The 20,244-nt window shown below is 71.5% G+C and carries 23 protein-coding genes and 1 pseudogene; 15 read left to right on the plus strand and 9 right to left on the minus strand.

The features are described from left to right. Positions 1-101: 101 nt before the first annotated feature. From ABD378_RS36455 to ABD378_RS36470, 4 genes are read left to right on the plus strand one after another with little or no spacing between them, the layout of a single operon-like run. Entirely contained in the window at positions 102-1,058 is a 957-nt protein-coding gene (locus ABD378_RS36455) for an ABC transporter ATP-binding protein (RefSeq protein WP_344528358.1), read from the plus strand. Continuing rightward, on the plus strand, positions 1,052-1,786 hold the full coding sequence (locus ABD378_RS36460) for an ABC transporter permease (protein ID WP_344528323.1): 735 nt from the start codon (positions 1,052-1,054) through the stop codon (positions 1,784-1,786). Before ABD378_RS36455 ends, ABD378_RS36460 begins: the two co-directional genes overlap by 7 nt. A 46-nt stretch (positions 1,787-1,832) precedes the next feature. After that, entirely contained in the window at positions 1,833-3,011 is a 1,179-nt protein-coding gene (locus tag ABD378_RS36465) for a sensor histidine kinase (RefSeq protein ID WP_344528360.1), read from the plus strand. Further along, positions 3,008-3,637, plus strand: coding sequence for a response regulator (locus ABD378_RS36470; RefSeq protein WP_344528325.1), 630 nt, complete (start codon positions 3,008-3,010; stop codon positions 3,635-3,637). Before ABD378_RS36465 ends, ABD378_RS36470 begins: the two co-directional genes overlap by 4 nt. 18 nt (positions 3,638-3,655) lie before the next feature. Here ABD378_RS36470 and ABD378_RS36475 read toward each other — a convergent pair whose 3' ends face one another. Together ABD378_RS36475 and ABD378_RS36480 are read right to left on the minus strand one after the other, a co-directional pair. Next, positions 3,656-4,498 carry a SirB1 family protein gene (locus ABD378_RS36475; RefSeq protein ID WP_344528327.1) on the minus strand — a complete coding sequence of 281 codons (843 nt, stop codon included), beginning with the start codon at positions 4,496-4,498 and terminating at the stop codon, positions 3,656-3,658. A gap of 69 nt (positions 4,499-4,567) precedes the next feature. Continuing rightward, on the minus strand, positions 4,568-5,098 hold the full coding sequence (locus ABD378_RS36480; RefSeq protein ID WP_344528329.1) for a DUF2000 family protein: 531 nt from the start codon (positions 5,096-5,098) through the stop codon (positions 4,568-4,570). Between ABD378_RS36480 and ABD378_RS36485 the strand changes: the two genes are divergently transcribed. Further along, entirely contained in the window at positions 5,097-5,909 is an 813-nt protein-coding gene (locus ABD378_RS36485; protein WP_344528331.1) for a helix-turn-helix transcriptional regulator, read from the plus strand. The two genes, ABD378_RS36480 and ABD378_RS36485, sit on opposite strands and share 2 nt — an antisense overlap. A gap of 6 nt (positions 5,910-5,915) precedes the next feature. On the opposite strand, the gene ABD378_RS36490 is transcribed toward ABD378_RS36485, so the two are convergent. Continuing rightward, entirely contained in the window at positions 5,916-6,752 is an 837-nt protein-coding gene (locus ABD378_RS36490; protein ID WP_344528333.1) for a transglutaminase family protein, read from the minus strand. Positions 6,753-6,791: 39 nt separating this feature from the next. After that, a complete protein-coding gene (locus ABD378_RS36495; RefSeq protein WP_344528335.1) occupies positions 6,792-7,811 on the minus strand; it encodes a GNAT family N-acetyltransferase in 1,020 nt (339 codons plus the stop codon). Between the two features lie 143 nt (positions 7,812-7,954). On the opposite strand from ABD378_RS36495, the gene fdxA reads away from it, so the two are divergent. Together fdxA and ABD378_RS36505 are read left to right on the plus strand one after the other, a co-directional pair. Further along, positions 7,955-8,275, plus strand: coding sequence for a ferredoxin (gene fdxA / locus ABD378_RS36500; RefSeq protein ID WP_030573070.1), 321 nt, complete (start codon positions 7,955-7,957; stop codon positions 8,273-8,275). A 106-nt stretch (positions 8,276-8,381) separates the two neighbouring features. After that, the gene (locus tag ABD378_RS36505) at positions 8,382-9,485 is read left to right on the plus strand and encodes a bifunctional succinyldiaminopimelate transaminase/glutamate-prephenate aminotransferase (RefSeq protein WP_344528338.1); all 1,104 of its coding nucleotides are present in this window, start codon (positions 8,382-8,384) and stop codon (positions 9,483-9,485) included. Between the two features lie 58 nt (positions 9,486-9,543). Here ABD378_RS36505 and ABD378_RS36510 read toward each other — a convergent pair whose 3' ends face one another. Further along, complete coding sequence (locus ABD378_RS36510; RefSeq protein ID WP_344528340.1) at positions 9,544-10,014, minus strand: ATP-binding protein; 471 nt, start codon at positions 10,012-10,014, stop codon at positions 9,544-9,546. Between the two features lie 303 nt (positions 10,015-10,317). Continuing rightward, positions 10,318-11,247, minus strand: coding sequence for a VldE C-terminal domain-containing protein (locus ABD378_RS36515; protein WP_344528342.1), 930 nt, complete (start codon positions 11,245-11,247; stop codon positions 10,318-10,320). Between the two features lie 62 nt (positions 11,248-11,309). Here ABD378_RS36515 and dapE point away from each other — a divergent pair, with 62 nt between their 5' ends. Next, a complete protein-coding gene (gene dapE / locus ABD378_RS36520) occupies positions 11,310-12,401 on the plus strand; it encodes a succinyl-diaminopimelate desuccinylase (protein ID WP_344528344.1) in 1,092 nt (363 codons plus the stop codon). An 88-nt stretch (positions 12,402-12,489) separates the two neighbouring features. Beyond that, on the plus strand, positions 12,490-13,245 hold the full coding sequence (locus tag ABD378_RS36525) for an LOG family protein (RefSeq protein ID WP_344528346.1): 756 nt from the start codon (positions 12,490-12,492) through the stop codon (positions 13,243-13,245). A gap of 51 nt (positions 13,246-13,296) precedes the next feature. Here ABD378_RS36525 and folP read toward each other — a convergent pair whose 3' ends face one another. Continuing rightward, entirely contained in the window at positions 13,297-14,157 is an 861-nt protein-coding gene (gene folP, locus ABD378_RS36530) for a dihydropteroate synthase (protein WP_344528348.1), read from the minus strand. 124 nt (positions 14,158-14,281) lie between these two features. Here folP and ABD378_RS36535 point away from each other — a divergent pair, with 124 nt between their 5' ends. Next, the gene (locus ABD378_RS36535; protein ID WP_344528350.1) at positions 14,282-14,704 is read left to right on the plus strand and encodes a DivIVA domain-containing protein; all 423 of its coding nucleotides are present in this window, start codon (positions 14,282-14,284) and stop codon (positions 14,702-14,704) included. Then, complete coding sequence (locus ABD378_RS36540; protein WP_344528351.1) at positions 14,701-15,291, plus strand: DNA-3-methyladenine glycosylase I; 591 nt, start codon at positions 14,701-14,703, stop codon at positions 15,289-15,291. The genes ABD378_RS36535 and ABD378_RS36540 overlap by 4 nt, the downstream gene beginning before the upstream one ends. A gap of 19 nt (positions 15,292-15,310) precedes the next feature. On the opposite strand, the gene chcB is transcribed toward ABD378_RS36540, so the two are convergent. After that, entirely contained in the window at positions 15,311-16,111 is an 801-nt protein-coding gene (chcB, locus tag ABD378_RS36545; RefSeq protein WP_344528352.1) for a 2-cyclohexenylcarbonyl CoA isomerase, read from the minus strand. 320 nt (positions 16,112-16,431) lie between these two features. Here chcB and ABD378_RS36550 point away from each other — a divergent pair, with 320 nt between their 5' ends. Then, on the plus strand, positions 16,432-16,599 hold the full coding sequence (locus ABD378_RS36550; protein WP_003966491.1) for a DUF3117 domain-containing protein: 168 nt from the start codon (positions 16,432-16,434) through the stop codon (positions 16,597-16,599). 157 nt (positions 16,600-16,756) lie between these two features. Here the strand turns inward: ABD378_RS36550 and ABD378_RS36555 are convergent, their stop codons facing one another. After that, positions 16,757-17,455: an O-methyltransferase gene (locus ABD378_RS36555; RefSeq protein WP_344528362.1), complete on the minus strand. Its 699-nt coding sequence runs from the start codon at positions 17,453-17,455 to the stop codon at positions 16,757-16,759. Positions 17,456-17,608: 153 nt separating this feature from the next. On the opposite strand from ABD378_RS36555, the gene sigE reads away from it, so the two are divergent. From sigE to ABD378_RS36570, 3 genes and pseudogenes are all read left to right on the plus strand, one after another. Beyond that, positions 17,609-18,376: an RNA polymerase sigma factor SigE gene (sigE, locus tag ABD378_RS36560; RefSeq protein WP_344528354.1), complete on the plus strand. Its 768-nt coding sequence runs from the start codon at positions 17,609-17,611 to the stop codon at positions 18,374-18,376. Beyond that, on the plus strand, positions 18,373-19,416 hold the full coding sequence (locus ABD378_RS36565; RefSeq protein WP_344528356.1) for an anti-sigma factor family protein: 1,044 nt from the start codon (positions 18,373-18,375) through the stop codon (positions 19,414-19,416). Before sigE ends, ABD378_RS36565 begins: the two co-directional genes overlap by 4 nt. 126 nt (positions 19,417-19,542) lie before the next feature. Then, positions 19,543-20,244 (plus strand): annotated as a pseudogene (locus ABD378_RS36570) (protease); the annotation flags it as partial.

Here is a 20,244-nt window from a genome sequence, read left to right on the forward strand (position 1 = left end):
GAGCCGCCCGGCCTCCGTGTGCGTATACGGGGCGGCATGACATCTGTCATCCCGGACTCGGCACACACGACACTGCCGCCGTCGGCCGTCTCCTGGCGACGATGGATCACATGACGACCCAGACCACAGCACCGCCCGCTACCCGCGCGGTCAGCTTCGACCAGGTGACCAAGAGCTACGGGGACGTCCGTGCCGTGGACACCCTCACGCTCGATCTCCACCCCGGTGAGACGGTCGCGCTCCTCGGCCCCAACGGCGCGGGCAAGTCCTCCACGCTCGACCTGCTGCTCGGACTGCGGCGCCCGGACAGCGGCACCGTGCGGGTCTTCGGCACGAGCCCGCGCGAGGCGATCACCGCGGGCCGGGTCGGCGCGATGCTGCAGAGCGGCGGCCTGATGGACGAGGTCACCGTCCGCGAACTGGTGCGGCTCGCCTGCGAGCTGCATCCAAGGCCCCACCGCGTGAACGACGTGCTCGCCCACGCGGGCATCACCCAGCTCGCCGATCGCAAGGTCAACAAGCTCTCCGGCGGCCAGGAGCAGCGTGTGCGCTTCGCACTCGCGACCGCCGGGGCCAATGACCTGATCGTCCTGGACGAGCCGACCACCGGCATGGACGTCTCCGTGCGCCACGCCTTCTGGGCCACCATGCGCGAGCAGGCCGACCAGGGCCGCACGGTCCTGTTCGCCACGCACTACCTGGAGGAGGCCGACGCGATAGCGGACCGGGTCCTCGTCCTGCACCGCGGCCGCCTCATCGCGGACGGCACGGCTGCCGAGATCAAGGCGAAGGCGGGGGCGCGGAAGGTCTCCTTCGACCTCCCTGAGCTGGACGCCGCACTCGCGGGCAGGCTCCGCGCGCTGCCCTTCCTCACCGCCGTCGACATCTCCGGCCACACCGTACGGCTCCAGTCGACGGACGCCGACGCCACCGTGCACGCGCTGTACGGACTCGGTCTCCACCCCCGCAATCTCGAGGTCACGGGCCTCGGCCTGGAGCAGGCCTTCGTGGCGATCACCGCGGCCGAGGAAGCCAGGAAGGAGGCCGGGACATGCTGATCAAGCTGGAAATCATCCGCGCCTTGCGCAACAAGAAGTTCCTGTTCTTCTCCGTGATCTATCCGTCGATGCTCTTCCTGATCATCGCGGGCGGCCAGGACGGCACGGACATGGTCGGCGACACGGGCCTCGCGCTCCCCGCCTTCTTCATGGTGTCGATGGCGTCGTTCGGCGCCCTCACCGCCGTCCTCATGGGCAACAGCGAGCGCATCGCCAAGGAGCGCGAGAGCGGCTGGGTGCGCCAGCTGCGCCTGACGAGCCTGCCGGGACGCGGCTATGTGATCGCGAAGACGGCCAGTGCCGCCGTGGTCAGCCTGCCGTCGATCGTCGTGGTGTTCGTGGTCGCCGCGGCCGTCAAGGACGTACGTCTGGAGGCCTGGCAGTGGCTGGCCCTGACCGCCGCGATCTGGGCGGGCAGCCTCTGCTTCGCCGCGCTCGGTGTGGCCATCGGCTATCTCGCGACCGGTGACGCCGTCCGCCCGATCACGATGATCGTGTACTTCGGGCTCTCCGTGCTCGGCGGCCTGTGGATGCCCACGGCCACCTTCCCCCGGTGGCTGAGCGACATCGCGACCTGGCTGCCGACCCATGCGTACGCTGCCATCGGACAGGCCATCGAACTGGGCGACGCCCCGCACGCGAAGGACATCGTGCTCCTCGTCGGGTACTTCGTCCTCTTCGCGGGCGGCGCGGCATGGCTGTACCGGAAGGACACGTTGAAGGCGTGATGGACACGTGAGGGACACCGAAGGCACCGAGCGGGTCCGGCACCCGATGGACAGCTTCGGACAGCCGGGGCGCGACCGCCGCCAGCTGCTCACGAAGGCGCTCTGGATCGGGATCTGGCTGGTCTTCCTGGCCAGTCCGGTCCAGGACCTGATCGGGACCGAGCGCAGCGGCGCGGCCACCGCGCTCGGCTGCGTCGGCCTGACCGCCTTCGTGCTCTGCTATCTGTCCCTCGTCTTCCGGTACACCGCCAGGGTGCTCGACTGGCGCGTGGTGCGCGTGACCGGCGGAGCGCTGCTCGCCCTGGCCGTGCTGCTCTCCTTCGCCTTCGGCACGGCCTGGCTCGGGCTCTTCGTGTACGTCGCCGTGTCCGCGGGGGCCGTGCTGCCGCTGCGGCAGTCGGCCTGGGTCATCCCGGCCGTCACCGGCGTGATGATCGCGATCGGTCTGCGCACCGACAGCGTCGAGGACCTGCTCGGCAGCCTCGCCGTGCTGACGCTCCTGGTCGGCTTCGCGATGACCGGGGTGCGCGAGCTGGTCCGGACGACGATCCAGCTGCGCCAGGCGCGGGCCACCGTCGCCCAACTGGCCGCCAACGAGGAGCGGCTGCGGCTCGCCCGCGATCTGCACGACCTCCTCGGCCACTCGCTCTCCCTCATCACCCTGAAGAGCGAGCTGGCAGGGCGGATGCTCCCGGCCCACCCCGACAAGGCGGCGCAGCAGGTCGCGGACATCGAGCAGGTCAGCCGCCAGGCCCTGGTGGACGTGCGCGAGGCGGTCTCCGGCTACCGCAGGCGCACCCTCGCCGGCGAGCTCGCGGGCGCCCGCACGGCGCTCACCGCCGCCGGTGTCGAGGCGGACGTCCCGCTGGAGGCGCCCGCCGTGCTGCCCGCCGATGAAGGGGAGACGGCGCTGGCCTGGGCGCTGCGCGAGGCGGTGACGAATGTCGTGCGGCACAGCGGTGCGCGCCGCTGCACGGTGGCGTTCACGGCACGGCACACCCTGGACGGGCCGGTCATCGAGCTGTCGGTGGAGGACGACGGCAGGGGCGGTTCCGCCGCCCCTGGCAACGGCCTGACAGGCCTGACCGAGCGGGTGGAGGCGGTCGGCGGCGTCCTCGACGTGGGGCCCGGCGCCCGCAGGGGCTTCAGGCTCACGGCCAGGGTGCCGCTGGACCGGGGCGAGGCACCGGCGTCCGGCGCCTCCGCCCTAGGATCTTCGGCATGAGTACGAACAGTGCGGGCGCCACCGTCAGGGTGCTCCTCGCCGAGGACCAGTCGATGGTCCGCGAGGCGCTCGCCGCGCTGCTCGGCCTGGAGCCGGACATCGAGGTGGTCGCCCAGGTGGCCCGCGGCGACGAGGTCCTCGCGGCGGCGCGCGAGCACGCGGTGGACGTGGCGCTGCTCGACATCGAGATGCCGGGCAGCACGGGCATCGAGGCGGCGGCCGAACTCCACGCAGAGCTGCCGGAGTTGAAGATCGTGGTGCTCACCACCTTCGGCCGCCCCGGCTATCTGCGCAGCGCCATGGAGGCCGGCGCCGACGCCTTCCTGGTCAAGGACGCGCCCGCGGCCCAGCTCGCCGAAGCGGTCCGCAAGGTCCTCGCGGGGGAGCGGGTCATCGACCCCACGCTCGCGGCGGCGGCACTCGCCGGCGGCGCGAACCCGCTGACCGACCGCGAGCGCGAGGTACTGCGCGCGGCGGCCGACGGCGCCACCAACGCCGAACTGGCCACGGCCCTGCACCTCTCCCCGGGCACGGTCCGCAACTACCTCTCGACGGCCATCCAGAAGCTGGCCGTGCGCAACCGCGCAGAGGCGGTCAAGGTCGCCCGGGACAAGGGCTGGCTCTGAACCGCCCCTCCTGAGGCGTCAGTTCAGCATCGCCCGCGCCCCGTGCGCCTCCTGGCGCAGCCGCACCGCCGCCGCCTCGTCCGTGGCGGCCAGGACGTCGGCGTACGTCTCGATCTCCGCGGCGCCCGCCAGGAAGTCACCGCGCTGCACGAGGAGTTGGGCCCGGTCGTAGTGCAGCCGGTCGGTGTGTGCGGGCAGCAGCAGGGAGAGTTCGACCGCCCAGAGGGCGACGTCCGAGCGCTCGGGGCGGGCCGCCGCCCACGCGCGGATGTTGTTGAGGACGCGCAGCACGATGTCGAGGGGCCCCGCCGGGCTCAGCATCGACGGCGCGAGCGGCGCGCCCGTGGCGCCCGCCACCATCAACTCCGCGTCCGTGTGGGAAAGTACGTGCCCTCCCGCGAACGGATTGGCGAGGACCTGCTCGTCGCGCGCACCGAAGCCGACCACGAAGTGGCCGGGCAGCGCCACCCCGTGGACGGGAACCCCCGCGCGGCGGGCGACCTCGATCCACACCACCGACAGGAGGATGGGCAGGCCTCTGCGCCGTCGTAGGACTTCGTGCAGCAGCACGGACCGAAGGTGCTGGTAGTCGCCGGGCCTGCCCTTGAAGCCGTGGCACGTGCCGAGCAGTTCGGCAAGGGCGAGCGCCCAGGACCGGGGGCCGCCGGTGCGGTCGGGCAGCCGCTCGGTCAGCTGGTCGGCGAGGCCGTCGAGGATGCGCCGCGCCGCACGCATGCCCGCGTCGTCGAGATCCGGGTCCGCCTCCGCGCCGATCAGCAGACAGAGCTGCGCGAGATCGGGCCGCGCCGACCGTGCCTGATCGGCGAAGAGGCGTCGCCGCTCCGGGGATTGGGGGTGCATAGGTGCTTCGTGCCCTGCCGGGCCGATCGATAGCGCTCCGATCTCTCCCCGCCCGGTCGCCCCCGTCGGTCAAGGGTGCATCCGGGCCCCTTTGAGGATCTTGTCGACCGCGTTGCGCGGGCCGTGGACGGCGATCCCCACCAGATCGAGCTGACCGGTCGGCACGGCCCGGACCGCCGCCCGGTTGTCCCGGTCGTTGCCGGTGGCGAACAGGTCCGACGTGAACACCGCTCTGGGCAGCGAACGGGACAGCGTGCGGCCGTGCGCGGCGGTCAGCGTCTCCTTCGACCCCTCGAAGACGAGGACGGGCTGGCGGAACATCGGCAGATAGGGGGTGCCGTCGGCGTCCTCGTACGGCTCGCCGATGACCTCGGGCGCCGCCGTGCCGAGCCCGCTGACCAGGAACGCGGTCACGTTGAGGCGCTGCCAGGGCTCCAGGTCGTCGCGGAGCAGGACGGCGATCTTCGTGTCGAAGCGGACGGGCGCCTCGCCCGTGACTCCGGCGGTCCCTGGCTCGGTGGTGGCTTCTGTCTCAGCGGTGGTTCTCATGCCTCGAGACTGCCGAGTGGTCCGCCGCCGCGTCTTGTACGTTTCTTGCATGGTGGCCCGGCAGGAGGAGATCTCCGCATGGCGCCCGCCGGTCGCGGGCGTCGTGGAGGTCTTCCACGCCCACTTCACCGAGCACGCGTACCCGATGCACGTCCACGACGCGTGGACCCTGCTGATCGTGGACGACGGAGCCGTCCGCTACGACCTGGACCGCCATGAACACGGCACTCCGGGCGACACCGTCTCGCTGCTCCCGCCGCAGGTCCCGCACAACGGCTCGCCCGCCACCCCCGAAGGCTTCCGCAAGCGCGTGCTCTACCTGGACATGACGCAGCTGGACGCGAGCTTCATCGGCCCCGCGGTGGACGGCCCCGACCTGGTCGACCCCGTCCTGCGCAAGCGCGTGGGCCAGCTGCACGCGGCCCTCGCGCGCCGGGGCGACGAGCTGGAGGCCGAGAGTCGCCTGGCGCTGATCGGTGAGCGGCTGCGCGGTCACCTGCGCCCCAGGCTCACCACCGGCACCCCTGGCGACACCGGCCGAGGCGTCGCCCACCACCTCCGCGACCTCCTCGACGAGCGGCTCATCGACGGCGTGACGCTGGACGAGGCCGCGCGCCTGGTCCACGCCCACCCCAGCCATCTCGTACGGGCCTTCAGCGGGGCCTTCGGCATCGCGCCGCACCAGTACGTGATGTCCCGCCGCGTCGACCACGCACGCCGTCTCCTCCTGGCGGGCCGTCCGCCGGGCGAAGTGGCGAGTGCCGCCGGTTTCTACGACCAGTCGCACCTCACCCGGCACTTCAAACGGGTGGTGGGCATCGCACCGGGGCGCTACGCCCGCACCTCCGGAGCCGTCAGCTGAGCAGCGTCAGTTGAGCATCGCCCGCGCGGCCCGCGCCTGGTCCCGCACGCGGTCCGCCGTGGTCGGCTCCACCGTCGTCACCACGTCGGCGTAGGTCTCGAGCTCCGCCGCTCCCGCGAGGAAGTCGCCGCGCTGGACCAGGAGTTGGGCCCGTTCGTAGCGAAGTCGCGCAGGGTGCGCGGGCAGCAGCAGGGAGAGCTCGACCGCCCAGAGGGCGACGTCCGAGCGCTCGGGGCGTGCCGCGGCCCATGCGCGGATGTTGTTGAGGATGCGCAGCACGATGTTCAGCGGATCGGCGGGCGTCAGCATCGAGGAGGACACCGTGCCGCCCGACGACCCGGCGACGAGCAGCTCCGCGTCCGCGCCCGTGAGCAGCCGCCCGCCGGCGAACGGGTCGGTGAGCACCTGCTCCTCGCGGGCGCCGAAGCCGACCACGAAGTGACCGGGCAGCGCGACGCCGTAGACGGGTGCGCCCGCCCGGCGCGCCACCTCGATCCACACCACCGAGAGCAGGATCGGAAGGCCGCGGCGGCGCTGCAGCACCTCGTGGAGGAGCGAGGACTCCAGGCGCTGGTAGTCGGCGGGCGTCCCCGCGAACCCGCACCGCGCGCCCAGGAGTTCGGCGAGCGCGGCAGCCCACTCACGCGCCCCGCCGGGCCGGTAGGGAAGCTGCCCGGCGAGCCGGTCGAGATCGATCTGCGCGGCGTCGATGCCGTCCTCGTCGAGTTCCGGATCCGCCTCCGCGCTCACCAGGAGGCACAGCAGGGACAGGTCGGGCCGCTCGGACCTGGCCTCCTCAGCGAACCGCCGCCGGGAGGCGGCCGTCCTTGACTCCTCGTGCATGCGTGCCTCGTGCCTTACTTACCGAGTCGGCCGGTAGAGCTACCGAGCCGACGGGTATCGATAGTGGTGGTACGTGTGGTGCGCGGCGAAGCCAAGACGGCCGTACAGCGCCCGCGCACCCTCGTTGTCGTCCTCGACCTGCAGCCAGGCCGCCGAAGCGCCTTCGGTGAGCGCCTGCCGGGACAGCGCGGCCATCACCGCGGACGCCAGTCCCTGCCTGCGGTGCGCCGGATCCACCTCGACCGCCATGAATCCCGCCCAGCGCCCGTCCACGACGCAGCGCCCGATCGCCGCGGGCCCCGCGTCAAAAGAGGCCCCGGGCACGGAAGCGAACCACACCGAGGGGCCGCCCGCCAGCACCTTGAGCACATGAGGTCCGGGGACCCCGAATCGCTTGTACCGCCGCAGCCACGCCTCGTCGAAAGAGCGTGCGAGACGCACCCGTTCCACGGTCGCGTCGGGCAGGTCCGGATCGCCCAGCGGCGCGAGGGCGCCCACATGGAGTTCCGCGCTCACCTCGCGCTCCCAGCCCCGCTCCTCGAGATCCGCGCAGAGCAGCTCCTGGGTGCCTTCGGCCCCGGTCGCGGTCTGTATGTAGGCGGGCAGCTCCCGCTCCTCGTACCACTGGCGTACGTACGCCAGAGCCTCGTCCAGCGGCCGTCCCGGATCGCCCAGCGGGAGCACCGAGTTGGCCCGCCGGGTGAATCCGGCCGCCGCCCGCAGCTCCCACTCGCCGAGCGGCTCGCTCTCCACGGGCTGCCAGGCGCGCGCGGAGACCCGGGCCAGCTCGGCGTAGGACGCCGCGGGACCGCGCCTGCGGGCCGGGGCGGAGGGGACGACCTTGCCCGCCACCAGGGCGCTCTCCATGATCGGGACACGCTCGCCGTCACGCCGTGTGATCAGTACCACACCGTCGTTCCACGATGTGAGAACACCCACCGTGTCAGTGAACTTACCGCCCGTTCCGGGCCCTTCGTTCAGGCGACGTACCGACACTCGTTTGCCCACGTCAGCAGGGGTGATACGCACCTCAAGCCGTCCGCCCGCAGTGAATTCCACAGCTCTGTACGCCCCTCCTGTTCGGATCATGCCCGGGAACGGAGATACTAGAGGTGGGCATCGACGACGCCGCGCTCCCGCGCGCCAGGCGAGCGGAGCCTGAGGACGGCCCGCCAACGCCCGTATCGAGGAGGAACGACAGCGTGACCTACGTCATCGCGCAGCCTTGTGTCGACGTCAAGGACAAGGCGTGCATCGAGGAGTGCCCGGTCGACTGCATTTACGAGGGCTCCCGGTCCTTGTACATCCACCCGGACGAATGCGTCGACTGTGGAGCCTGTGAACCGGTCTGCCCGGTCGAGGCGATCTTCTACGAAGACGACACTCCGGAAGAGTGGAAGGACTACTACAAGGCGAACGTCGAGTTCTTCGACGAGCTCGGATCGCCCGGTGGTGCCAGCAAGCTCGGCCTGATCGAGCGCGACCACGCCTTCATCGCCGCATTGCCGCCGCAGAACCAGTAACGGCTGCTTGAAGCGCCGCCCCGGTCCCGTACGGCACATCCCGCTGTACGGGACCGAGGCATTTGTCCATACACGCAGTACGTACACGCAGTACGGGAGTCAGCACGTGTCCGTAGTCTCCGGTCTCTCCGGCCGCCTTCCCGCCTTCCCCTGGGACAAGCTCGAGCCGTACAAGGCCACGGCGGCCGCCCACCCCGGCGGCATCGTGGACCTGTCGGTGGGCACCCCGGTCGACCCGGTCCCGGAGCTGATCCAGAAAGCGCTGATCGCGGCGGCGGACTCGCCGGGCTATCCGACGGTCTGGGGCACGCCCGAGCTGCGCGACGCGATCACCGGGTGGTGCGAGCGGCGCCTGGGCGCGCGCGATGTCACCCACCGGAACGTGCTGCCGATCGTGGGCTCCAAGGAACTGGTGGCCTGGCTCCCGACGCAGCTGGGCCTCGGCCCCGGCGACGTCGTCGCCTACCCGCGCCTCGCCTATCCGACGTACGAGGTGGGTGCGCGGCTGGCCCGCGCGGAGTACGTCACCTACGAGGACCCGACCGAACTGGACCCGACGGGCCTCAAGCTCCTCTGGCTCAACTCGCCCTCGAACCCCACAGGCCGCGTCCTGTCCAAGGACGAGCTGACCCGCACTGTCGCCTGGGCTCGCGAGCACGGCGTGCTCCTCGTGAGCGACGAGTGCTATCTGGAGCTCGGCTGGGAGGCGCAGCCGGTCTCGGTCCTCCACCCGGACGTGTGCGGTGGTTCGTACGAGGGGATCGTTGCCGTCCACTCGCTCTCCAAGCGGTCGAACCTCGCGGGCTACCGCGCGGCGTTCCTCGCCGGTGACGCGGACGTCCTCGGCGAGCTGCTGCAGATCCGCAAGCACGGCGGCATGATGACGTCCGCGCCGACGCAGGCGGCGGTCGTCGCGGCGCTCGGGGACGACCAGCACGTCCACGAGCAGCGCGAGCGGTACGCGGCCCGGCGCGCGGCCCTGCGCGACGCCCTCCTGAAGCACGGCTTCCGCATCGAGCACAGCGAGGCGAGCCTCTACCTCTGGGTGACCCGGGACGAGTCCTGCTGGGACACGGTCGGGCACCTCGCGGAGCTCGGCATCCTCGTGGCGCCCGGCGACTTCTACGGCCCGGCGGGCGACCGCTTCGTACGCGTCGCGCTGACCGCGACGGACGAGCGCGTGGCGGCGGCGGTCGAGCGGCTCGCCTGAGCACGCGGCGAGGGCCCGGAGCCAGTGGCTCCGGGCCCTCGTCCCAGGTGTGCGGAGGTCAGCCGAGCGGCAGGCTCTTGACCGGCAGCTGGTCGGTGGGCAGTCCGCCCTTGGTGACCGAGTCCGTCGGCAGGCCCTCACCGACGGCGTCGGTCGGCAGACCGTCCTTGGTGGCCGTGCCCGCGGCCTCGCCGACCACGTCACCGGCGTTGCCCGCGAGGTCGCCCGCGGCCTTCTGCGCGACCGGCGTGGTGGTCTTGGCGCCCGAGCCGACGACCTTGCCCGCGGCCGGGACGCCCTTCTTCACGGCCTTGCTGCCGGACTCACCCGCGAGACCGGTGGTGTTCTGAGCGGCGCCGTCGACGGTGTTGCCCAGACCGGCACCGTCCAGGGCGGTCACACCGCCCAGGTCGGGAGTGGCCGGAAGCTCTGCGGCGCTTGCGGAGCCGGCCGCACCGACCACGGGAGCCGCCCCCGCTGCGATGAGCAGCGCGGCGCGGGCGATCCGGCGGGTCAGGGGGAGGGACATGATGCTCCTTCAGACGGGAGAGAACGTTGGTGTGTCCGGCCGAATGGGCTCCGGCGCTTGGACGCAGTGACTACCGCTCGAAGCCCTCGAAGGTTGCGGTGATCCAACGTAAAGAGTTGGTAATGCATCGCATAATCAGCTGTGGATAAAAACGGGCAAAGGGATCGGCTCGTGCGGGCCCGCTGAATCGTCAATGCCCAGTGTTCACAAGGGGTTTGGCGGATTCGGGGAGGAGTGCGCGAAAGTCTGGGCGGTGCGTCGCCCGTGAGTGATCAGCATGGCCCGATCGGGTGACCCGCCGTACTACTGCCCAATGACAATTCGGACCTCGCCCGCGCCGCTTCCGGCGTCGTTGCGCTGCCCGTCCGTGCTCGCCCCGCCTGCCTTGCCCGGCTTGCGCCATTCCTGCCCGGAGTCCGCGGCGCTCCACTCCCGGCCGCCGTACGAGACGCGCTCGATGCCGAGCGTGGACGCCTGGGCCACCGCCCAGTGCGCGAGCTCCCAGCCACGCTGCTCGGCCCCGCTCTCCGTGGTTGCCGTCGTGGCGTCCACCGGGACGGTGACCGTGCCGCTGCCGCTCTCCGGTGCCACGTCGCGGCCGAAGTCGCGGACCAGGGCGGCCCGCACCTTCGCCGGGTCACCCGGCTCGTCGGCGGCGGGGCTCTCGCAGGTGAGGGTGGCGGGGGCGCGGCCGGTCAGCGCCGCGGCGAGCAGCGCGGCGTCCGGCTCGTGCTTCGCGTACGCCTGGGGATAGCCGCTGCGCTGCACGCGCTGCGCGGCGACGGTCAGGGGGAGCCGTGAATAGCCGGGGACGTCCTCGAGATGGGCGTAGAAACGCGCCGCCGAGTACGCGGGGTCCATGATCTGTCTCTCGTTGCCCCAGCCCTGTGAGGGCCGCTGCTGGAAGAGGCCGAGCGAATCCCGGTCGCCATGGCTGATGTTGCGGAGGCCCGACTCTTGCAGGGCCGTCGCCAGGGCGATCGTGACCGCGCGCTCCGGCATGCCGCGGGACGTGCCCACGGCGGCGACCGTCGCCGCGTTCTGTGCCTGCTCGGCGCCGAACTCGTACGACGCCCCGTCGCCGTCGCCCGAGACGACCTGGCAGCGCGGACCGGCCTTGCCCCCGAAGACGTACTGCACGACCACATAGCCCACGAGCGCGAGCAGGACCGCGACGGCGGCCCCGATACGGAGGAGGCGGCCGCGCCGGACGAGGGTGGGGGGCTCAGGCACGCGACCAAGGTACTGGAGGCCACTGACAAGGCGGCGAGCCGAGGGGCGTTAGGGTCGAAGCCATGGCCCAGACCTCACACGACACGTCGCTCGACCTCACGCTCGACGCTGCCGCGCTCACCGCTCAGCTGGTCGATTTCCCGTCCCCGAGCGGCGACGAGAAAGCCCTCGCGGACGCCATCGAGACGGCTCTGCGCGGCCTGCCGCACCTCACGGTCGACCGGCACGGGAACAACGTGGTGGCGCGCACGAACCTGGGCCGGGCCGAGCGCGTGATCCTCGCCGGGCACATCGACACGGTCCCGATCGCCGACAACGTGCCGTCCCGCCTGGACGAGGACGGCATCCTGTGGGGCTGCGGCACCTGCGACATGAAGTCGGGCGTCGCCGTACAGCTGCGCATCGCGCAGACCGTGACCGAGCCGAACCGCGACCTCACCTTCGTCTTCTACGACAACGAAGAGGTCGCCGCCCACCTGAACGGCCTCGGCCACGTCGCCGAGGCCCACCCGGACTGGCTCGCGGGCGACTTCGCGATCCTCCTGGAGCCGACCGACAACCAGGTCGAGGGCGGCTGCCAGGGCACGCTGCGGGTCCTCCTGAAGACGAAGGGCACGCGTGCGCACTCCGCGCGCGCGTGGATGGGCTCCAACGCGATCCACAAGGCCGCGCCGATCCTGGCGAAGCTCGCAGCGTACGAGCCGCGCAAGCCGGTCGTCGACGGCCTCCAGTTCCACGAGGGCCTCAACGCCGTACGCGTCGAGGGCGGCGTCGCCACCAACGTCATCCCCGACGAGTGCACCGTCGTCGTCAACTTCCGCTACGCGCCGGACCGCTCCGAGGACGAGGCGCTCGCCTTCGTGCGGGACTACTTCGCCGACTGCGAGATCGACGAGTTCATCGTCGACGACCACACGGGCGCCGCACGCCCCGGCCTTGACCACCCGGCCGCCGCGGCCTTCATGGCGGCCGTCGGCGGCGAGGCGAAGCCCAAGTTCGGCTGGACCGACGTCTCCCGCTTCAGCGCGCTCGGCGTGCCCGCCGTGAACTACAGCCCGGGCAACCCGCTGCTCGCCCACAAGGTCGACGAGCGCGTGAAGGCCTCGCTGATCCCGGAGGCCGAGAAGCGGCTGAGTGCCTGGCTGACATCCTGAGTTCCCGTGAGGATGCCTCGCCTGTAACGCCCGTAGACCTACGCTGAAGCAGCACGTCGAGCAAGACCGTCAGCGGAAGGGGACGTTCATGGGTAGTCCAGAAGGGCAGGGCCCGCCGGAGGAGCAGCACCTGGGGCCCGTGGTACGGCGGCGCCAGCAGATCACCCCCGGCACGACGGACCAGCGGCTCCTCGACACCGACGGTGAGGGCGAGTCGGAGTGGGTGCACACCGACCCCTGGCGGGTCATGCGCATCCAGTCGGAGTTCGTGGAAGGCTTCGGCGCGCTCGCCGAACTCCCCAGCGCCATCAGCGTCTTCGGATCGGCGCGCACGCCGCCCGGCTCGCCCGAGTACGAGGCGGGCGTCCGCATCGGCAGGGCACTGGTCGACGCGGGCTTCGCCGTGATCACCGGGGGCGGCCCCGGTGCCATGGAGGCGGCCAACAAGGGCGCGCGCGAGGCCAAGGGCGTCTCCGTGGGCCTCGGCATCGAGCTTCCCTTCGAGCAGGGCATGAACGAGCACGTCGACATCGGTGTGAACTTCCGCTACTTCTTCGTACGGAAGACCATGTTCGTGAAGTACGCCCAGGGCTTCGTGGTCCTGCCCGGCGGCCTCGGCACCCTGGACGAGCTCTTCGAGGCGCTTACCCTCGTCCAGACCCGCAAGGTGACCCGCTTCCCGATCGTCCTCTTCGGTTCGGAGTACTGGGGCGGACTCGTCGACTGGCTGCGCGACACGGTGGTCGCGGGCGGCAAGGCGTCGGAGCACGACCTGCACCTCTTCCACATCACGGACGACGTGGACGAGGCGGTCTCCCTGGTGACCAAGGAGGTCGGCCGCTAGCCGGCCGGGCCTCGCCGGACGGGCTGCCGAGCCCGTCCGGCGAGCGTTCGCCTACGCCAGCCCCCGCCGGGCGACGGCCGGTTCCCGGTGCCCGGCGATGGTCGCGACCATGTCGAGGACCTGCCGCGTCTCCGCGACCTCGTGCACCCGGTACACCTGCGCCCCCAGCCAGGCCGACACCGCGGTCGTGGCCAGCGTCCCCACCACGCGCTCCTTGACCGGCTTGTCGAGCGTCTCCCCGACGAAGTCCTTGTTGGACAGAGACACGAGGACGGGCCACCCGGTCTCCACCATCTCCCCGAGCCGCCGCGTCGCCTCGAGCGAATGCCGCGTGTTCTTCCCGAAGTCGTGTCCGGGATCGATCATCACGGACTCACGCGGCACCCCGAGCTCGACCGCGCGCTCGGCGAGGCCGAGGGTGACCGAGAGGATGTCGGCCATGACGTCCTCGTACGTCACCCGATGAGGGCGGGTCCGCGGCTCGGCGCCCCCCGCGTGCGTGCACACCAGGCCCACGCCGTACCGCGCGGCCACCTCCGCGAGCCGGGGATCGACGCCGCCCCACGCGTCGTTCAGGAGGTCGGCCCCGGCCTCGCAGACCGCCTCGCCGACCTCGTGCCGCCACGTGTCGACGCTGATGACGACATCGGGGAACCGCTTGCGTACTTCGGAGACGAAGCCGACCGTCCGCCGCGCCTCCTCCTCGGCCGTGACTTCCTCGCCGGGACCGGCCTTGACCCCACCGATGTCGATGATGGCGGCGCCCTCCGACACCGCCTGCTCCACGCGGGCGAGCGCGGGCTCGTCGCGGAACGTGGCGCCCTGGTCGTAGAAGGAGTCAGGGGTCCGGTTCACGATCGCCATGATCACCGGCTCGTGCGCGTCGAATTCACGCCTGCCAAGCCTGAGCATCCCCTGTGAACCTCCTCTGTCGGTGCCGTGGTCCGGCCGCCTGCGACCTTAACTGTCACAGCCGCATGGCACGATCAGACCCTGACAGTTTGAGCACGGCAGTCGAGCGTGGGGGCCTGAAGAGATGGTCTTGTTCTTGTTCCTGGTCATCGCCCTCGTCGTGGTGGTCGGCGCGGTGACGCTGGCCGTGGTGGGCGGCGGGGAGCGCGCCGCGCTGCCCGACGTGGCGGCCGAGCGGTTCGCCGACCCCCTGCCCCTCGACCGCGCCCTGCGCCGCGCGGACGTGGAGGCACTGCGCTTCCCGCTGACCCTGCGGGGCTATCGCATGGCGGACGTGGACGACGCCCTGGGCCGCCTCGCCGCCGAACTGGCCGAGCGCGACGCCCACATCGCGGAGCTGGAGGCGGCGCTCGCCGGCGCCCAGGCCACCGCGGTCGGCGGCCCCGGCCTCTTCAAGACGCACGCCCCGACCACGATGACCGAGGGCCGGACACCCCAGGCCCAGGAGACCCCGAAGGACGCGGTCGAAGAGGAGAACGGCCAGTGAGCGGCGACGCGGTGGCGGGCCCGGACGGCAGACTGCGCTGCCCCTGGGGCCTCTCGACCGAGGACTACGTGACGTACCACGACGAAGAGTGGGGCCGCCCGGTCCACGGCGACGACGCGCTGTACGAACGGCTCTGCCTTGAGGCCTTCCAGTCGGGCCTCTCCTGGATCACGATCCTGCGCCGCCGCGAGGGCTTCCGTGCCGCCTTCGCCGACTTCAAGATCGCTGAGGTCGCCCTGTTCACGGACGCCGACCGGGAGCGGCTGCTCGCCGACCCCGGCATCATCCGCAACCGCGCCAAGGTCGACGCGACCCTCGCCAACGCGCGCGTGCTCGCCGAATGGGCCGACGGCGACCTTGACGAGCTCATCTGGTCGCACGCGCCGGACCCGGCCTCCCGCAAGGCCCCGAGCGTGCTGGCCGACGTACCGGCGATCACGCCCGAGTCGACGGCCCTGTCCAAGGAACTGAGGAAGCGCGGCATCCGATTCGTCGGCCCCACCACGGCATACGCCCTGATGCAGGCCTGCGGCCTGGTGAACGACCACCTGGAGGACTGCGTGATCCGCGTCCCCAGGGGCCGCTAGGCCGCAGGACCGCCGGACCCTAGCGGCCCAGGTACTTGGGCTTCGCCTTGTCCAGGAACGCCTGGACGGCGATCGTGTGGTCCTCGGAGGCGCCCGCCTTCGTCTGGAGCTCGTCCTCCTTCTCCAGGGCTTCCTCCAGGGTGTGGCCCGCCGCGTAGGCGAGCGACTCCTTGAGGGCCCCGTAGGCGAGGGTCGGGCCCTCGGCCAGGGTGCGGGCCAGTTTCAGGGCCTCGGCGGCCAACTCGGCCTCGGGGACGACCTTGTTGGCGATGCCCAGGTCGTACGCGTCCTGGGCGCTGATGTTGCGCGGGAACAGCAGGAGATCGGCGGCGCGGCCGGGACCGATCAGGCGCTGCAGCGTCCAGGAGACGCCCGAGTCGGCGGTAAGCGCGACCCCGGCGAAGGACGTGTTAAAACGCGCGGTGTCCGCGACGACGCGGTAGTCGGCGGCGAGTGCGAAGCCGAGTCCCGCACCGGCCGCGACGCCGTTGACGCCTGCGACGACGGGCTTGGCCATCCCGGTCAGCGCGCGCAGGACGGGGTTGTAGTGCTCCTTCACCGTGCTCATCGTCTGCCCGGTGCCCGCCGCGCGGTCCGCCATGAGCGAACCCACGTGTTCTTTCAGGTCCTGCCCCACACAGAAGGCGCGCCCGGTCGCGGTGAGCAGTACGGCGCGGACCGCGGGGTCCGACTCGGCCGACTGCACCGCCTCCCGCAGAGCGACCTTGGCCTCGGTGTTCATCGCGTTCATCGCCTCGGGGCGGTTGAGCGTGATGGTCGCGAGCCCGTCGCTCACCTCGTAGAGCACGGTGTCGGCCATGGTGAATCCCCTCCAGTGGTCCTGCGCCGGTCATCTTTGTCCGAGCCCAGCATGACGGAGATCATCGGGCTCCGACATGAGGGGAGATATGTGACCTGCGTCAAAGAATTCCTGGCCGTGGAGGCGTAAGGGGCGGCGCAGTATCGCAGCCACATCGCCGAATTGAGTGGTTTTGCGGGCGCGCGTTGCGCAAGCGATGCAGACCGATGTTGGTCATCGGGTCCTGCCATGCGGGATAATGGCCTGGAAGCAATGTGTTCGATGCCGGTGACACCTGGGTTGTCGGCTGCGATGAGCTGGTTTCAGGAAGGGGAACGAGCATGGCGGCCATGAAGCCGCGGACGGGCGACGGCCCGCTCGAGGTGACCAAGGAGGGGCGGGGCATCGTCATGCGCGTTCCGCTCGAAGGCGGCGGACGACTTGTCGTCGAACTGACTCCGGACGAGGCCGATGCACTCGGCGACGCCCTGAAGAAGGTCGTCGGCTGACGCGGAAGCGCCCACACTTTTTCACTGCCCCGGCATCGTACAAACGAGCCGGGGCAGTGCTATGTCCGGGGTTCGAGGGTGCCCCGAAGGGGCGCGGGGAACTGCGCGAGCAGCCACGAACCACTCGCAGGCAGACTCTGCTCAACCCGCGGAGCGATCAGCGTTTGACGGCGCAGAGCAACCCGTCGCCCACCGGGAGGAGCGCCGGCATCAGGTCCTGGCTCTCGCGCACGGTGCGCAGGAGCTCGCGGATGCGCAGCACGTCGGCGGGCTGCGGACCGGAGTCCACCGTCCGGCCGTCGGAGAAGGCTCCCTCGAAGCAGACGAGCCCGCCGGGGCGCAGCAGGCGCAACGATTCAGCGAGGTAGTCCAGGTACTCCGTGCGGTCGCCGTCACAGAAGACGAGGTCGTAGCCGCCGTCCGCGAGCCGCGGCAGTACGTCCAGTGCGCGGCCGGGGATGAACCGCGCGCGATTGCCGGCGAATCCGGCGGCGCGGAAGGCCTCCCGCGCGAACTGCTGGCGGTCGGGCTCGGGGTCGACGGTGGTCAGGACGCCGTCGGGCCGCATCCCGTGCAGCAGATGGAGCCCGGACACGCCCGTGCCCGTCCCGATCTCGGCGACGGCCTTGGCGTCCGCCGTGGCGGCCAGCATGCGCAGCGCGGCGCCGGTACCGGGAGACACCGAGGGCAGACCTGCCTCCTGGGCCCGGTCACGGGCCCAGCGCGCTGCCTCGTCCTCGGCGACAAAGGCGTCGGCGAACGCCCAGCTCGTCTGCCGGTTGCCGGTAATGGCCCTCTCCTGTCCCCGTGGGTGCCTGGCCGTGACTGTATCCGTTGGGGGTGGGAACCCGCAGATGGGACCGGGCGTTTAGTAGGGGTAGGCGGACGCCGGGGGTAACGAATGGATCAAGACTGGCTGCGGGCCCTTCGACCAGGGAGGACACCTGGCAGGAAGCCCGTACCAAATTCCAGTAAAAACGCTTATCCGGAGCTAACGGGCGAGGTGGTTATGGTAGGGGCTCCACTGGACACCACCAGAGCCGACAGGGGAGGTGCGGCTGCGTCCGCGGATCGGGGAGGAGCGCTGAGGCGCTTTCTCAGGTTGGCGGGTGAGCCGAAATCCGTGACCGACACCGCTGACCGATTCCACACCGCCAGCTCCGCTCAGACCGCGACCTTTGCCGCTGATGCGGAATCGCAGGCGTGGACTCCGCCCACCTGGGAGGAGATCGTCAGCACGCACAGCGGACGGGTCTATCGCCTGGCGTACCGCCTGACCGGCAATCAGCACGACGCCGAGGATCTTACGCAAGAGGTCTTCGTCCGTGTCTTCCGGTCCCTGTCGACCTACACCCCCGGCACGTTCGAGGGCTGGCTGCACCGCATCACCACGAACCTCTTCCTGGACATGGTGCGTCGCAAGCAGCGCATCCGCTTCGACGCCCTCGGGGACGACGCGGCGGAGCGCCTCCCCAGCCGTGAGCCGTCACCGCAGCAGGTCTTCAACGACACGCATTTCGACGCGGACGTGCAGCAGGCGCTCGACACCCTGGCTCCCGAGTTCCGTGCCGCAGTGGTCCTGTGCGACATCGAAGGTCTCAGTTACGAAGAGATCGCCGCGACCCTGGGCGTCAAGCTGGGCACGGTCCGCAGCCGTATCCACCGTGGCCGCTCGCAGTTGCGCAAGGCCCTTCAGCACCGGTCGCCCGAAGCCCGCGCCGAGCGCCGCTCGCTCGCAGGAGCCGTGGCGCTGGGAGGAGGGGGCGCGACCGCGTGAGTGGATCACGGTCGAATCCTGCCGAGCGGCATCTGGCCGAGCAGCATCTGGGGGACCGACTCGCCGCCCTGGTGGACGGTGAGTTGGGCCATGACGCGCGTGAGCGAGTCCTCGCTCATCTCGCGACCTGTCCGAAGTGCAAGACCGAGGCCGACGCGCAGCGGCGGCTCAAGAGCGTCTTCGCGGAGGTGGCACCGCCGCCTCCCTCCGAGAGTTTCCTCGCCCGCCTCCAAGGCCTTCCCGGCGGTGGCAGCGAGCCTCCCTCCGGTCCCAGATCCCCTGGGAGCGGCGGCTTCGCCACGGCGGACACCGAGTCAGGGCTGCCTCCCACCGGAATCTTCGGCGTGAACCCCGAGACCTTCGGCTACGCACCCGCGGGCACCCATGCCGCGGTGCTGCCGAGCACGGGGCGCGGTTTCCGCATCCATGACGTCAGCCGGCACGACGTCGGGCGTCACGAGGCCGAGCGGTCGCTGTGGCGCGGGCGGCGGTTCGCCTTCGCCGCCGCCGGTGCGGTGTCGCTGGCCGCGATAGCGCTGGGTGGCGTCACCACGGGCATTCCCGCCGACCCGGGTGACCCGCGCGCGGGCTCGGGCAGCAGCAACAGCAATGCGTCGCCGATGCGGTCGCAGGGTTCGGGTGCCACCACGTCTCCCGATTCCGTCCGCCGCCGTGGCAGCAACCCGCTGTCCGTGCAGGGCCAGCGTCCTGGTGTCCTGGCGGCGCCGGTCGCGCCGACCCAGGCGACCGGGCCCCTGCTGCCCGGGGTGCCCGCGCGGGGTCCTCACATCCAGCAGCCCGAGCCCCAGCCAGAGCCCGTGTCGGCCCGGCATGAGGTCACGGCTCCGATGCTGACCGGCGCGGCGATCATGTCCCCGCTGATACGTCCGGTCTCTCCCGTGACGCCGGGCGGCACGTCTCCTGCCGGCGCTGTGCCGACTCTGGGTGGCGTGACTTCGGGCCACGGGGCGGAACCGACGCGCGCCGCGGCGTCATCGCCCATCGAGGGCACACTGCAGGGCACATCGCAGATCCGCTGACGTGCTCTGCGCTTCGGCGCGGGAACCTGGTTGAATCCTGGGTGGGCCGTGCCTGCCCGAGGCTTGTGGCAGGCGCGGAGTTGAGCACGTGATCGGCGTCCGCCGTAGGCCAGGTGTGGGGAGAGCATGGACGAGGGCAAGCCCACGAAGGCGAAATGGTGGAGCCGCCCCAGGTCGGCGTCCGCGTCCGACGGAGCGGAGGCGGAGCGGGGCGGCCCCGACGAGGCCATAGGCACCACCGGGGACGAGGCGACAGACACCGCAGGCCGAGCGGAGGACGCATCCGGCGACTTCACGCTGGCGGCGGCAACTCCGCCCGGCTCCACCGCGGCAACTCCGGCCGCTGACGCGTCGCCTGAGACGGCTCCGTCGGCTGCCGCTCCTGGCTCCGCCGCCGAGGCTTCGGCTGCCGCGGCCCCTGCTGCGGTGACGGCGTCTGGCGCCCCTGCTCCGGGTCTTCCCGCACAGGGCGCTGCTCCAGCCGCTCCCGGCTTCGCCGCAACAACTCCGGGCGTCGACGCGTCGCCTGAGACGGCTCCGCCCGCTGCCGCTCAGGGCTCGTCCGCGTCCACCCAGGGCGGCTTCGCTCCGGATGCCCCTGGTCCGGGCGCGCCCGCCCCTGCCTCGGCCGCATCCGCCGATCGTCCCCGCCCGCTGCACGACCCCGATCCGTACAGCACCCCGCCCTACGGCGAGCCTGGCCCCTGGGCCCCCGCCCCGCCCGTACAGCACCCGGCGGCGACCCCCGCGCACGGCACGCAGCTCCCGGCCGCGGCCCACAGCGGGACCCCGCCCCACGGAACCCCTGGCCCGGCTCCGGCCCCTGCC

Origin of the sequence: Streptomyces rectiviolaceus (assembly GCF_039533825.1) — a bacterium.
GTDB classification, from domain to species: Bacteria; Actinomycetota; Actinomycetes; order Streptomycetales; family Streptomycetaceae; genus Streptomyces; species Streptomyces rectiviolaceus.

Coding starts and splice junctions, on each gene's coding strand:
- folP (WP_344528348.1), bottom strand. CDS start 14,157: ATGCTCAGGCTTGGCAGGCGTGAATTCGACGCGCACGAGCCGGTGATC.
- ABD378_RS36465 (WP_344528360.1), top strand. CDS start 1,833: ATGGACAGCTTCGGACAGCCGGGGCGCGACCGCCGCCAGCTGCTCACG.
- ABD378_RS36490 (WP_344528333.1), bottom strand. CDS start 6,752: ATGCACGAGGAGTCAAGGACGGCCGCCTCCCGGCGGCGGTTCGCTGAG.
- ABD378_RS36460 (WP_344528323.1), top strand. CDS start 1,052: ATGCTGATCAAGCTGGAAATCATCCGCGCCTTGCGCAACAAGAAGTTC.
- ABD378_RS36510 (WP_344528340.1), bottom strand. CDS start 10,014: ATGTCCCTCCCCCTGACCCGCCGGATCGCCCGCGCCGCGCTGCTCATC.
- ABD378_RS36550 (WP_003966491.1), top strand. CDS start 16,432: ATGGCGGCCATGAAGCCGCGGACGGGCGACGGCCCGCTCGAGGTGACC.
- ABD378_RS36525 (WP_344528346.1), top strand. CDS start 12,490: ATGGGTAGTCCAGAAGGGCAGGGCCCGCCGGAGGAGCAGCACCTGGGG.
- ABD378_RS36470 (WP_344528325.1), top strand. CDS start 3,008: ATGAGTACGAACAGTGCGGGCGCCACCGTCAGGGTGCTCCTCGCCGAG.
- ABD378_RS36480 (WP_344528329.1), bottom strand. CDS start 5,098: ATGCAAGAAACGTACAAGACGCGGCGGCGGACCACTCGGCAGTCTCGA.
- ABD378_RS36485 (WP_344528331.1), top strand. CDS start 5,097: ATGGTGGCCCGGCAGGAGGAGATCTCCGCATGGCGCCCGCCGGTCGCG.
- ABD378_RS36535 (WP_344528350.1), top strand. CDS start 14,282: ATGGTCTTGTTCTTGTTCCTGGTCATCGCCCTCGTCGTGGTGGTCGGC.
- ABD378_RS36455 (WP_344528358.1), top strand. CDS start 102: ATGGATCACATGACGACCCAGACCACAGCACCGCCCGCTACCCGCGCG.
- dapE (WP_344528344.1), top strand. CDS start 11,310: ATGGCCCAGACCTCACACGACACGTCGCTCGACCTCACGCTCGACGCT.
- ABD378_RS36475 (WP_344528327.1), bottom strand. CDS start 4,498: ATGCACCCCCAATCCCCGGAGCGGCGACGCCTCTTCGCCGATCAGGCA.
- chcB (WP_344528352.1), bottom strand. CDS start 16,111: ATGGCCGACACCGTGCTCTACGAGGTGAGCGACGGGCTCGCGACCATC.
- sigE (WP_344528354.1), top strand. CDS start 17,609: ATGGTAGGGGCTCCACTGGACACCACCAGAGCCGACAGGGGAGGTGCG.